This window comes from Streptomyces huiliensis, from assembly GCF_020037025.1.
Classification (GTDB): domain Bacteria; phylum Actinomycetota; class Actinomycetes; order Streptomycetales; family Streptomycetaceae; genus Streptomyces; species Streptomyces huiliensis.
The window spans coordinates 1-12,673 of record NZ_JAIQLH010000290.1 but is presented as its reverse complement, the minus strand read 5'-3'; the positions used below and the strand labels follow the sequence as shown (position 1 = coordinate 12,673).

Here is a 12,673-nt window from a genome sequence, read left to right as displayed (position 1 = left end):
GCGCCGCGGGCCGTACCGGTCACGTGGGCGCCCCGGGCCTTGGCGATCTGGACGGCCAGGTGGCCGACGCCGCCGGCGGCCGCGTGGACGAGCACGCGGTCGCCGGGGCCGACGCGGGCGACGTCCACCAGCGCCTGCCAGGCGGTGAGGCCCGCGAGGGGCAGGGCACCCGCCTGGACGTGGTCCAGGGCCGCCGGCCTGCGGGCGAAGGCGCGGGCGGGGCCGGCCGCGTACTCCGCGTGCGCGCCCGCGCCGTACGGGTGGGGCAGCATGCCGAAGACCTCGTCGCCGGGCCGGTGGAGGGTGACGCCGAGGCCCGCCGCCACGACCGTCCCGGAGACGTCCCAGCCCAGGACGAAGGGCGGTTCGCCCAGGAAGGCCGGGCCCGCCCGGTGCTTCCAGTCGGTGGGGTTGAGGCCCGCCGCCCGCACCCGGACGAGAATCCGGCCGGGGCCGGGGGCCGGGACGGGCAGCCGGACCTCCCGCAGGACCTCCGGCCCGCCGAAGGCGTCCTGGCTGATCGCGCGCATCGTCGTGGGGAGGGCGCTCGTCCGCATGTCCGCGCCTCCTCAGCGCTGCGGGATCGAGCCGACGAGGCCGCCGTCGACGATCAGGTCCTGGCCGGTGATGTAGGCGGCGTCGTCCGACGCGAGGAAGGCCACCGCCGCCGCGATGTCCTCCGGCCGTCCGAGGGTGCCGAGCGGCACGTCGGCGGTGTTGCGGGCGTGCTGGGCCGGGTCGGTGACGGACTCCCGGTACATCTCGGTGTCGATGAAGCCGGCGCTGACGGAGTTGACGCGGATGCCGCGCGGCGCGAGGTCGGCGCCGAGGGTGCGGGCCAGGTTGTGCACGGCCGCCTTGCCGGCCGAGTAGACGGAGGCGACGGCCATGCCGCGGTGCAGGGTCCAGGAGGCGTTGAGGATCACGGCGCCGCCCTTCCGGAGCAGCGGCAGCGCCTTCTGGACGGTGAAGAAAACGCCCTTGACGTTGACGTCCAGCATCCGGTCGACGTCGTCCTCGGTCAGCTCGGCGGCGGGCTTGAAGATGCCGACGCCGGCGTTGGCGAAGATGGCGTCGAGTCCGCCGCGCCAGGAGGCCGCGCGCCGCATCAGCGCATCGAGTTCGGACGGGGAGGCGGCGTCCGCGCGGACGGCCAGGACGCGGTCCGGGTCGCCGCCGAGTTCCTCGGCCGCGGCCTTGAGGCGGGCGTCGTCCCGGCCGGTGATGACGACGTGCGCGCCCTCGTCGAGGAGGCGCCGGGCCGTGGCGAGGCCGATGCCGCTGGTGCCGCCGGTGATCAGGACCGTCTTGTCGGTGAAACGATTCATGTCCGTCATCGTCGGTGCGCCGGACGGCGGGCGGGGAGCGGGTGTCGAACCTGTTGTCGGCACCACCAGGTTCGCCTTCTTGCCTCCTCCTTGTCTCCTCGGCTGTCATGCGGTGGCCTGCCGGCGGGCAGGGGAACCTTCCTCCGCCCAGGACCGTCTCCAGTGCCTGAGGCGCTCGCAGGATGACCAGGATGAAGGGACTCCCCGCGGTGAACGCAGACTTGTCCGCCCCTCTCTCCCGTCCGCCGGCCCCTCGCCGCCGCGTGGCGTCCCGTAGGGGACTGGTCTCCCGTAGGGGAGCGGCGTCCCCTAAGGGATCGGCGTGAGGGGCGCGCCCGGCACCCGCGCCGGGATTTCGGCCGGCGCCGCCCTGCTCGGGTTCGCCGTGGCGGCGGTGCTGGTGCTCCGGCACGGTGGCGCCGGGCTCCCCGTCGACGCCGACGTCCGCGCCTGGGCGCTCGCCCACCGGCCGGACGTGGGAGTCGCCGCCGCCCGGGCGGTCACCGCCACCGGCACCGGGCCCGTCCCCTACCTGCTGGCCCTCCTCGCCGGGTGGCTGGCGGTGCGCGGCAGACGGCGGAGGCTGTGGGCGGCGGGCGCGGCGGTGGCCGTCCTGGCCTGCGGGCAGGCGGTCCGGTACGCGGTGCTGGCGTCGGTCGCCCGGCCTCGGCCGCCCGTCGACGGCTGGGCGACGCACGCCGACGGCTGGTCGTTCCCGTCCGGCCACACCTCCACCTCGGCCATCGCCGCGGGTCTGGTCGCCGCCGCCCTCCTGCTCCGCTCCCGCCGGGCCGCCGGGCCGGTGGTGGCAGTGGCCTGCTGCTGGGCGGTGGCGGTGGGGCTGAGCCGCGCGTACCTCGGCGTGCACTGGTTCACCGACGTCGTCGCCGGCTGGCTGTTCGCCACGGCCTGGCTGGGCACCTGCGCCTGGGCCGCCTTCCGCTTCCTGCCCTCGACGCGGTACGGGGTCGTCCTGCGCGGCGGCCCGCGGGACGGTCTGCGGGACGGGGCCCGCGACGGTGTCACGGACGGCAGTGGCAGTGGCAGTGGCGGGGGCAGCGGCAAGGGCAGGGGCACGGGCCGTGGCGGCGGCGACACGGACGCGGGGGAGGACGGCGTCGAAGGCCGTCCGAGCGGTGGCGGTCCGGACGCGCGCGGTTCCACCGGCTCGTCCGGTTCCACCGGCCGGTCCGGTTCCGGCGGCTCGTCCGGCTCCACCGGCTCGTCCGGCTCCGGCGGCTCGTCCGGCTCCGGCGGCTCCACCGACCTCGTGTGACCGTTCCCCGGCACGCCCCCCGGCCCCGCCCCGAGACGCCCCGAGACGTCCCCCCGAAACCCTGAGGCGCACCGCCCCACCCACCCCTAGGGTGACCCGCATGCGCCCCCAGTACCCGTCCAAGCCGCGCCCGGGCGACCGCGTCGCCGTCGTGTCGCCCTCGTCCGGTCTCCCCGGTCCGCTCCCCCTTCCGTTCGAGCTCGGACTGCGGCGGCTGCGCGAGGAGTTCGGGCTCGTCCCGGTGGAGTTCCCGGCGACCAGGAAGATGGGGGCCTCGGCGCGCGAGCGCGCGGACGACCTGCACGCCGCCTTCGCGGACCCGGACATCACGGCGGTGTTCAGCAGCATCGGCGGCGACGACCAGCTCACCGTCCTGCCGTACCTGGACGGGGACCTGATCCGGGCGCACCCCAAGCCCTTCTTCGGTTACAGCGACAACACCAACCTCCACGCCTGGCTGTGGAACCGCGGTGTCGTGAGCTACCACGGCGGGAGCGTGATGGTGGAGCTGGGCCGGCCGGGGGCCATGCACCCCGTGACCGCGGACTCGCTGCGGGCGGCCGTGTTCGCCTCCGGGCCGTACGAGCTCGTCGAGGCGCGGGAGTTCAACGAGATCGACCGGCCCTGGGACGACCCCGCGACCTTCCGGAACGCGCCCCCGATGCGCCCCTGTCAGGGATGGAGCTGGCGGAACCCCGACCGGGTGGCGGAGGGCGTCTCCTGGGGCGGCAACATCGAGATCCTGTCCTGGCTGCTCATGGCCGACCGGGAGATACAGGAGCCGGCGGCGTACGAGGGGTGCGTGTTCTTCTTCGAGACCTCGGAGGACCAGCCACGCCCCAACGACGTGTACTGGATCCTGCGTTCCCTGGGCGAGCGCGGGGTGCTGAGCCGCTTCGCCGCGATCCTGGTGGGCCGGGCGAAGGGCTGGTCGCTGGACCGGCGGCGCGGCCCCGAAGAGGCGGACGGCTACCGGCGGGCGCTGCGGGCGGCGGTGGAGCGGGCGCTCGTCGAGTACGCGCCCGAGGCGCCGGCCGTCTTCGACGTCGACCTGGGGCACACCGATCCACAGCAGGTGATCCCCTACGGGGGCACCGTACGGGTCGACGGGCCGGCGCGGCGGATCACGGTGACCTACTGAGATCCGATCGTGGTGACCTACCGAGCCGATCGCGGTGACCTGCCGAGATCCCGATCACGGTGACCTGCCGAGATCCACCGGGCGGTGGGGGCCGGGGGATCCCCGCCCCCTCCGCGTTCCTGGTCACATGCCCGGAACGGGCCTGCTGCCCCGCCCGCCGCCGTGCTTCAATAGGGGCATGGCCAGCCACCGGAACATCGCGAAGGGTCGCAGCGACCTCGAGCCCTTCTGGCCGTCCCGTCAGCACCATGACTTCGACCGAGTGTGTTGTCGCGCGTGTCCTTCCGCGCAGGCCCACCTCCCTCGCTGACCCCGTCGAAGTCAGCCGCCGGCACCATTGCCGGCCAACGGCCCGCGCTCCAGCACCTCTCTTCGACGTTCACCGCGCGAAAGAGCTGAACTCATGCCGAACCTCCGTACGCTGACCGCTGCGACCCCCTCCCCCGTCCGTCCCGCTCACCCCTCCCATCCTTCCCACCCCTCCCTCCCCGCCCAGCGGCACCGGCTCCGCGCCGTCTCTCCCGACGAGGCACCGCCCGTCGCCGACCTGCTGCACCCGGGGGCGACCTGGCTGCCGGCCCCGCAGGAGGCGCTGCCGGTGCTGCCGGGCCGGCCGCCGATGGTCGGCTACCTGGTGCTCGTACCGGCCGATCGGCAGCACCCGGGGGACGGCGGAAGCGCCGTGGCCCCCGTAAGCCCGGAGTTCGCGGACCGCCCTGCCGGCCGCGGCGACGGCCTGGTCGGCATCGACCCCGAGCAGCGGATCGCCCGCGTCGCGGGCCGGCCGCTGGACCTGACCTACCTGGAGTTCGAGCTGCTGGCCCACCTGGTGGCCCACCCCCACCGGGTGCACACCCGCGACCAGTTGGTGACCACGGTGTGGGGCTACGGGCACGTGGGCGACGGCCGCACGGTCGACGTCCACGTGGCCAGGCTCCGCCGCAAGATGGGGGCGGAGCACCGGTCGTCGATCGTCACCGTGCGCCGCGTCGGCTACAAGTACGCGCCGCCGTCCGCTTCCTGACGCCCCGTCACATCAGAGCGAGGCGCCGCCGGCGTCCCGGGCTCCGAGAGGTCCGGGAGCCGGCGCAGCGCCCGCGGCGCCCGCCAGCTCCGCTCGCCGAGCAGCGCCAGTACCGCCGGCAGCAGCACCATCCGCACCACCGTGGCGTCCAGCAGCACGGCGACGGCGAGTCCGACGCCCATCTGCTGCATGTCCTGCATGGAGAGGGTGGCGAAGACCGCGAAGACGGCGACCATGATGGCGGCCGCGCCGGTGACGGCGCCGGCCGTCGCGCGGATGCCGTCCTGGATCGCCGCCGGGGTGGCGAGCCCGGACAGCCGGGCCTCGCGGATCCGCGAGACGACGAAGACGTGGTAGTCCATCGACAGGCCGAAGAGGACGACGAGCACGAACAGCGGCAGCCACGCCTCGACCGCGCCCGCGGACTCCACCCCCAGCCACGACGCGCCCCAGCCGTGCTGGAAGACGGCGGTGAGCACCCCGTAGGCGGCGGCGACGGACAGCAGGTTGAGGACGATCGAGGCCGCCGCGATCTGCCAGGAGCGGAACGAGAGCAGCATCAGCAGGAACGTCACGGCGGTGATGAAGAGGAACACCGGGACGATGCCGCGGCCGAGCCGGTCGGTGAAGTCGACGGACGACGCGAGCGGCCCGGTCACCTTGGCCTCGCGGGCCACGGGCGCCAGGGTCCGCGGCACCAGGTCGTCCCGGAGCGCGTCCAGGGCGGTCCGGTCCGCACCGCCAGGAGAAACGGAACCGGAACCGGCCAGCGGCACGAGGATCTCGGTGACCCGCTCCCGCGGGTGCGGGGTGACGGTGACGTCCTTCCCGAACCGTCCGTCCGCCGTCACCCGCCGCCCGAACTCCGCGACGGCCGCCGTGAACCGCGGCGCGGTGACGTCGTCCGCCCTGACCACCACCTTCGCGGGGGCCGGGCCGCCCGGGAAGGTGGCGGTGATCCGCTCGTAGGAGGTGCGCAGCGGGGCGCCGGCGGGCATCTGGCGCTCCAGGCCGAGCTGTTCGGTCTTCATGCCGAGTGCGGGCAGTGCGAGGACGAGGAGGACGGCGGTCGCCGCGGCGGCCATCAGTCCGGGCCGGCCGAGGACGGGCCGCAGCACCGCGCCGGAGACGCGACCACCCGAACCGCCGCCGGGACGCCGCCGGGCACCCCCGCGCCGCGACCCCTCGCGTCCCGGCCACCGCACCCGCCCCTTCCCCACCCGGTCCCCCAGCCAGGACAGCAGCGCCGGCAGCACGGTGACGGACCCGGTCATCGCGATGAACACCACGAGGATGGTGGCGAGCGCGAACCCCTCGAACAGCATCAGCCCGGAGAGGAACATCCCGGCCATCGCGACCATCACCGTCAGCCCCGAGACGAGGACGGCCCGGCCGCTGGTCGCGGCGGCGATGCGCAGCGCCGTCTCCGGGTCGTGGCCCGCGGCCCGTTCGTCGCGCTCGCGCCGGAGGTAGAAGAGGCAGTAGTCGACGCCGACGGCGAGGCCGATGAGCAGCATCACGGAGGCGGTCGTCGGCGACACGTGCAGGGCGTGGCTGGCCAGGGCCAGCAGGCCGTTGGCGGCGACGAACGCGGTGACGGCGAGGCCGACGGGCAGCAGGGCGGCGACCACCGCGCCGAAGACGACGAGCAGGATGCCGAGGGCCAGCGGGACGGCCGTCCACTCGGCGGTGGCGAAGTCGTCGCCGAGCATGTCGTCGAGCCACTTCCCGGCGACGGCCTCGCCGTACTCGTCGAAGACCAGGCCGGGGTGGGCCTTCCGGGCCACCGCGACGGCGTCGACGACGGGTCCGACCCGCTCGCCCGCCGTCGCCGGGTCGCCCTTGACGGAGAACCGGATCAGGGCGGCCCGGCCGTCGGCGGACGGCACCGGCGGCTTGCGGCCGGTGGTGACGCCGGTGGCGTCGAGGGCCCGGCCGAGGCCGTCGGCGGCGGCGCGCCAGTCGCCCGGCGTACGTCCGGTCACCATGACCGTCTCACCTGCGGGTTCCTCGATGCCCGCGTCGGCGAGGATCCGCTCGGCGCGGGCGGAGTCCCCCGCGCCCTGCTCGGCGACGGTCATCTCGGCCGTCCCGGCCGCGCCGCCGAGCACGGCCGCCAGCACGACGAGCAGCAGCCAGCCGAGGACGGCGGTCCGGCGGTGCCGCGCACTCCAGAGGCCCAGCCGGGCGGCCAAATTGAGACGCGGAACGGGCCGGGGTTCCGGCCGGGGGTGCCGGGGGGTTGTGTGGATCGTCATGTCCCCGACGCTAGGAACGGAAGGAGCGCCGCCCCAGCCGTCCCGCCCCCCTCCGGCGGGGACGGGAGGCCAGGTGAGAGGGTGTTGCCAGGTACACCCCCGGTCCGCCGGTCGTCCCCCGTGACCGGGTCTGCCGGCGGGCGGCAGACTGGGGGCCGGATCCGGGGCGACCGCCCCGGACGGGCAGTGACGGGGGAACGGAATACCCATGAGGATCAGCAGAGCTTTCGGCGCCGTCGCGAGGTCGTTCGGACTCGCGCTGTGGGGGCTGGTGGCGTCGATCCTGCTGTTCACGTTCGCGGTGACGTCGATCGCCCTGATCCCCGCCGGGCTCGGCGTCCTCACCACCCCGTACGTGATGAAGGCCGTGCGCGCCTACGCCGACCGCCGCCGGGCGCTGGCCCTGGAGTGGGCGGACGTCCGGATCCCCACCCCGTACCAGCCGCTGCCCGCGCGCGGCGGCTTCCTCGGGGTGGCCGAGCGCTGTCAGGCGCTGCTGCGCGACCAGGCCACCTGGCGCGACCTCCAGTGGCTGCTGGTGGACATGACCGCCGGCTTCACGCTGGCCGTCCTGCCGCCCGCGCTGGTCCTCTACCTGCCGTGGGGCATCGTCCTGGCCGCCGGGGTGTGGGAGCCGATCGTCCGCGCCGACGGCAACGTGTGGTTCACCTTCCTGCACGTCGGCAGCCAGTCGACCGCCAACATGGCCGTCGCCCTCGGCGCGGTGTACGCGGTCCTCGGCATCGCCGCCGGGCCGGCCATGCTGCGCGCCGACTTCCGGATGGCCCGCACGTTCCTCGCGCCCACGCCGCAGCGGGAGATGGCGCTCCGCATCGAGCACCTCACCGAGACCCGGCACGACGCCGTGGACAGCTCCGCCGCCGAACTGCGCCGCATCGAGCGGGACCTGCACGACGGCGCGCAGGCCCGGCTGGTCGCCATGGGCATGAGCCTGGGCACCGTCGAGGCGCTGATCGAGAAGGACCCGGCGCGGGCCAAGCGGCTGCTCGCCGCCGCCCGCGCGGACTCCGCCGAGGCCCTGACGGAGCTGCGGGACCTGGTCCGCGGCATCCACCCGCCGGTGCTGGCCGAACGCGGTCTCGGGGACGCCGTCCGGGCGCTGGCGCTGCGGCTGCCGCTGCCCGTCGAGACGTCGGTGACCCTGCCGGGCCGGGCGCCCGAACCGATCGAGTCGGCCGCGTACTTCGCGGTGAGCGAGGTGCTCACCAACGCCGTGAAGCACTCCGGCGCCGACCGGATCTGGGTCGACCTGCACCACGCCGACGGGATGCTGCGCGCCGCCGTCACCGACAACGGCCGCGGGGGTGCGGACGTCGGCGCCGGTACGGGTCTTCTCGGGGTCGAGCGGCGGCTCGGGGCGTTCGACGGGGTCCTGGCGATCAGCAGCCCGCCGGGCGGGCCGACGCTGGTGACGATCGAGATCCCCTGCGCGCTCGCGGCGGCGACTCGCTGAGAACGCCCGCCCCATCGGCCGTGGCGGTGGGACAGTGAACGCATGACGGAGATCTCGCCCCTGGTGGACCTGCTCGGACTGCGCCCGCACGTGGAGGGCGGCTGGTTCCGCGAGACCTGGCGGACCGGGCGTTCCGCGGTGCCCGACGGCTATCCGGGGCCGCGGGCGTTCGCGACGGGGATCCTCTTCCTGCTGCACCCTGGCGAGCGCTCCCGCCGGCACCGGGTGCGCTCCGACGAGCTGTGGCTGTGGCACCGAGGCGGCCCGCTGCGGATGCGCCTCGAAGGGCTCGAAGGGCTCGACGGGCTCGACGGGCTCGACGGGCTCGACGGGCTCGACGGGCTCGACGGGGCGGGGGACGCCGAGCACGTCCTCGGCCCGGCGGTGGAGGCCGGCGAGCGGCCGCAGCTGCTGGTCCCGGGCGGAGTGTGGCAGTCGGCCGAGCCCGTCGGCGGCGAACCGGTGCTGGTCTCCTGCGTGGTGGCCCCGGGCTTCGACGAGGCGGACTTCACCCTGGAGCCCTGACGCGGTCCTGGATCCCTGACACGAGCGGAAGGGCCGGATCCGGGCCGGGGAGCGCGGCCGGCAGGGGCGCGGGGGAGCCCGCGCGCCCGATACGGGCGAGGAGCGAGAGGAGAATGTGAGGGTCACCGGGCCCGCGGGGGGCACGGGCCTGATCATCCTTGGAGCCGTTGTGCGCGTCGTCCTTGCCGAAGACCTCTTCCTGCTGCGTGACGGGCTGGTGCGGTTGCTGGAGGCGTACGACTTCGAGGTCGTCGCCGCGGTGGAGAGCGGCCCCGAGCTGAGCCGCGCGCTGGCCGAGCTGCGGCCCGACGTGGCGGTGGTGGACGTCCGGCTGCCGCCGTCGTTCACCGACGAGGGGCTGCAGTGCGCCCTGGCCGCGCGCAGGGCCGTCCCGGGGCTGCCGGTGCTGGTGCTGTCGCAGCACGTGGAGCAGTTGTACGCGCAGGAGTTGCTGGCCGACGGCACCGGTGGGATCGGCTACCTGCTCAAGGACCGGGTCTTCGACGCGGAGCAGTTCGTCGACGCGGTACGGCGGGTGGCGGCCGGCGGTACGGCGATGGACCCGCAGGTCATCTCGCAGCTGCTGTCCCGGCGTTCGCAGGACGCGCCGATGGGCCGGCTGACGCCGCGCGAGCGCGAGGTGATCGAGCTGATGGCCGAGGGCCGGTCGAACGCGGCCATCGCGGAGCGGCTCGTGATCACCGAGCGGGCGGTGGCCAAGCACACGTCGAACATCTTCGTGAAGTTGGGCCTGGCCCCCTCCGACGACGACAACCGGCGGGTGCTGGCGGTGCTGGCGTACCTGGACCGGGGGTGAGGCGGCGCGGCCGGGGGCACCGCGGGGAGGCCGGGCGGTTGAGGGGGGACACCCGAGGCCGGACGCATACCCATCGGGACCGCTGCAACTCACTGTTGCCAGTGTGCACCTTGGTGCTATTGTCAACCGCGCTGCGCAGCACGGGACTTCCGACCATCCATCACGAAGTCTCCCGCTTTTTCCGACCGTTACCCGACCCGTACGGCAAGCGCGGTCCCACCGCCCAGGCGGCCGACGACCACTGACCCGGTCCCTCTCTCCCCCCACACCTCGACAGGCACCGGACGCGCCGCCGTCTCCCAGGTCGGTTCCCTTCGCCCTGCCCTGCCCGACCGGCAGGGGTCAGACGTTCACGGATCAGGAGAGCACCCATCATGCGACTGCTCACGAAGACCGCCGCCATCGCCTCCACCGCCCTGCTCGGCCTGGGCATGGCCGCCCCCGCCATGGCGGCCGAGGACTGCCACGTCACCCCGCAGTCCGCCTCGGCGCAGTACGACTGCGGCCAGTTCGGCGTCCTGAACATCAGCCTGGAGGCGTCCGCCGAGAACGGCGTCGGTTCCCTCTACCTCAGCAACGACCAGCACCTCTTCCCGGTGGACATCCCGGCCGACTCCACCTCCACGTCGCTCACCCTCCAGCGGGCGGACGGCAGCACGGTGACGTTCTCCGGCACCTCCAACCCGGCCATCCCGGCCAACACCAAGGTGACCGTCGGCCCGCTGAAGGCCCAGGTCAAGGCCGGTGACAAGCTCGACTCGTTCATACCGGCCGCCGGCAGCTCCGACGTCTCGGCGAGACTGTCGATCCTGGGCGTCAACAACACCTGCAAGGCGCTCACCAAGCAGACGCCGGGTCCGTTCAGCTTCTGAGCGGTCGGCGCCGCGTGACGTGGGGTGCGGGGCATCGTACGGCCCCGCACCCCGCTCGTCCGCCTGCGTGAAGCGACCGGCGGCACCTGACGCACCGGGAAGCGCCCCCTCGCCCGGTGGTGCCGTCGCGGGCTCGGCTACCGTTCTCCACAATAAAAGTGGAAAGCGGAAAAACGCCCGCGACAGTGCCGAAGGCCGACAAGAGGGAGACGCGCGCATGCCGCAGTTCGACGCCTCGACCATCATCAACCTGCGTGACCTCGGCGGCGTCGCGCTCGCGGGCAACTCGGCGGTCCGGCCGGGCCTGCTGCTGCGTTCAGGCCAGCTCGACCGGCACGACCCGGCCGCGGACCCGGCCGTGGCCGCGCTCGGCATCCGCACGGTGGTGGACCTGCGCAGCGAGAACGAGCGCCGCGAGCACCCGGACCGGCTCCCGCGCGGCGCCCGGCTGATCCTCGCCGACGTCCTGGCCGACGGGACGCTCCCGGGCGGCGCCGCGATGCCCGCGCGCATCGAGTCGGTGCTCGGCAGCCCGGCCGCGGCGGACGAACGCCTCGGCGGCGGCAAGGCGGAGAAGCTGATGTGCGAGTCCTACCGCGCGTTCGTCACCTCCGACGCCGCCTGCCGCGCCTACGGCCGGCTGCTCACCACCCTCGCCGAGCCGGACTGCGGTCCGCTCCTCTTCCACTGCACGGCCGGCAAGGACCGCACCGGCTGGGCCGCGACGGTCCTCCTGCTGCTGCTCGGCGCCTCGCCGGAGACGGTGGAGGAGGAGTACCTGGCGGTCACCCCCGCCGTCCGGGCCGCGTTCGCGCCGATCACCGACCGTTTCACGGCGGCCGGCGGCGACCCGGAGATCGTCTCCGCGATCTTCGGCGTCCGGCCGGCGTACCTGGCGGCGGCGCTGGAGGAGGTGCGGCGGCTGTACGGGTCGGTGGAGGGGTACGTCCGGGTCGGCCTGGGCGTCCCGGACGCGGCCGTGAACCGGATCCGCGCGCGGTACGTGGCGTAAAGGCGCGGGGCAGGTATGTAGGGGCGCGAGGGACGCCCTCCACACGCCGGGCGCGCGCACCGGCGCGCCGTCGCCCGCCGGGGTGAGGTGACCATCCCACCATTCACTCGTTCTACCGATGTGGAGCAGCAAGCGACAGCCCCCCGGCCTTCGGCCGACACCGCCGACCCCCTCGGCGCCCTGAGCCCCCTCGACATCGAGCAGGCCGAGGCCGCGATCGTCGAGCACTACCCCCGCCTGGTGCGCCTGGGCTACCTCGTACTCCCTTCCGGCCTCGGCCGCAACCGCAGGGCGCTCACCGCGCACGCGCTGGTGCAGCGGTCCCTGCCGCGCAACCGGGTGAGCCTCGTCGAGTGCGCCGCGGACACCGTCCCAGGCCCGCGCGGGACGGCGGAGCGGCGGAACGACGACCCCGGCTACGCCTACGTCCGGCTGCGGGTGCTGCGCGGCGCCCTGGCGGCCGGCCGGCCGCGCGGCCGGTGGTGGCCGCCGCGCCCCGGGCAGCTGCCGCCGCTGCTCCCGCAGGTGTGGGGCCTGCGCCTGTTCCCCCGCTCCGGAGGCGCCGACGAACTGGCCCTGGACCAGGCGCTCGGCCGCCTCTCGCCGGCCGCCCGGGCCGCGTTCGTGCTGCGCGCCCTGGAGCTGCCGACCGACCGCGAGGTCCGGGCGCTGCTGGCGGCGGCCGGGGTGGCCGAGCCGGGCGCGGCCCTCTCCGAGGCCGCGGCCGTCCAGGTGCCGGCCGGTTCTCGGGACGGGTCCCTGCTGGCGTCGCCGGAGTTCGACCCGTGCTCGCTCCAGGCCCGCCCCACCGACCTCATGCGCCGCCGACAGCACCTGCGCGCCGCGGCGGTGGCCCTGGCGGCGACGGCGGTCTGCGGGGCGCTGCTCGCCGTGCCGGGCGGCGGCTGGGGGCCCGACGGCGCGGCGGCCCCGGCGTACGCCCGGA

11 protein-coding genes and 1 pseudogene are annotated in these 12,673 nt (G+C 74.9%); 9 read left to right on the top strand and 3 right to left on the bottom strand.

What is annotated here, in order from left to right; translation table 11 throughout:
• A partial coding sequence (locus tag JNW98_RS31400; protein ID WP_223771700.1) for an NADP-dependent oxidoreductase occupies nucleotides 1–557 on the bottom strand: 557 nt, incomplete at its 3' end.
• A 12-nt stretch (nucleotides 558–569) separates the two neighbouring features.
• The gene (locus tag JNW98_RS31395) at nucleotides 570–1,328 is read right to left on the bottom strand and encodes an SDR family NAD(P)-dependent oxidoreductase (protein WP_223771699.1); all 759 of its coding nucleotides are present in this window, start codon (nucleotides 1,326–1,328) and stop codon (nucleotides 570–572) included.
• Nucleotides 1,329–1,650: 322 nt separating this feature from the next.
• Between JNW98_RS31395 and JNW98_RS36375 the strand changes: the two genes are divergently transcribed.
• From JNW98_RS36375 to JNW98_RS31380, 3 genes are all read left to right on the top strand, one after another.
• The gene (locus JNW98_RS36375) at nucleotides 1,651–2,604 is read left to right on the top strand and encodes a phosphatase PAP2 family protein (RefSeq protein WP_308015687.1); all 954 of its coding nucleotides are present in this window, start codon (nucleotides 1,651–1,653) and stop codon (nucleotides 2,602–2,604) included.
• 100 nt (nucleotides 2,605–2,704) lie between these two features.
• A complete protein-coding gene (locus tag JNW98_RS31385) occupies nucleotides 2,705–3,745 on the top strand; it encodes a S66 family peptidase (RefSeq protein ID WP_223771698.1) in 1,041 nt (346 codons plus the stop codon).
• A 403-nt stretch (nucleotides 3,746–4,148) separates the two neighbouring features.
• A complete protein-coding gene (locus JNW98_RS31380; protein ID WP_223771697.1) occupies nucleotides 4,149–4,769 on the top strand; it encodes a winged helix-turn-helix domain-containing protein in 621 nt (206 codons plus the stop codon).
• On the opposite strand, the gene JNW98_RS31375 is transcribed toward JNW98_RS31380, so the two are convergent.
• Nucleotides 4,739–7,027 carry an MMPL family transporter gene (locus JNW98_RS31375; protein WP_223771696.1) on the bottom strand — a complete coding sequence of 763 codons (2,289 nt, stop codon included), beginning with the start codon at nucleotides 7,025–7,027 and terminating at the stop codon, nucleotides 4,739–4,741. The genes JNW98_RS31380 and JNW98_RS31375 overlap by 31 nt on opposite strands.
• A 208-nt stretch (nucleotides 7,028–7,235) precedes the next feature.
• Between JNW98_RS31375 and JNW98_RS31370 the strand changes: the two genes are divergently transcribed.
• The 6 genes and pseudogenes from JNW98_RS31370 to JNW98_RS31345 all read left to right on the top strand — a co-directional run.
• Nucleotides 7,236–8,501, top strand: a complete 1,266-nt coding sequence (locus tag JNW98_RS31370; RefSeq protein WP_223771695.1) for a sensor histidine kinase — start codon at nucleotides 7,236–7,238, stop codon at nucleotides 8,499–8,501.
• Nucleotides 8,502–8,543: 42 nt separating this feature from the next.
• Nucleotides 8,544–9,026, top strand: coding sequence for a cupin domain-containing protein (locus tag JNW98_RS31365; protein WP_223771694.1), 483 nt, complete (start codon nucleotides 8,544–8,546; stop codon nucleotides 9,024–9,026).
• A 169-nt stretch (nucleotides 9,027–9,195) separates the two neighbouring features.
• Nucleotides 9,196–9,843, top strand: coding sequence for a LuxR C-terminal-related transcriptional regulator (locus JNW98_RS31360; RefSeq protein WP_223771693.1), 648 nt, complete (start codon nucleotides 9,196–9,198; stop codon nucleotides 9,841–9,843).
• A 374-nt stretch (nucleotides 9,844–10,217) separates the two neighbouring features.
• Nucleotides 10,218–10,715 carry a hypothetical protein gene (locus JNW98_RS31355; RefSeq protein ID WP_223771692.1) on the top strand — a complete coding sequence of 166 codons (498 nt, stop codon included), beginning with the start codon at nucleotides 10,218–10,220 and terminating at the stop codon, nucleotides 10,713–10,715.
• A gap of 217 nt (nucleotides 10,716–10,932) precedes the next feature.
• Nucleotides 10,933–11,727, top strand: coding sequence for a tyrosine-protein phosphatase (locus JNW98_RS31350; RefSeq protein WP_223771691.1), 795 nt, complete (start codon nucleotides 10,933–10,935; stop codon nucleotides 11,725–11,727).
• Between the two features lie 120 nt (nucleotides 11,728–11,847).
• Nucleotides 11,848–12,673, top strand: a pseudogene (locus tag JNW98_RS31345) (hypothetical protein); the annotation flags it as partial.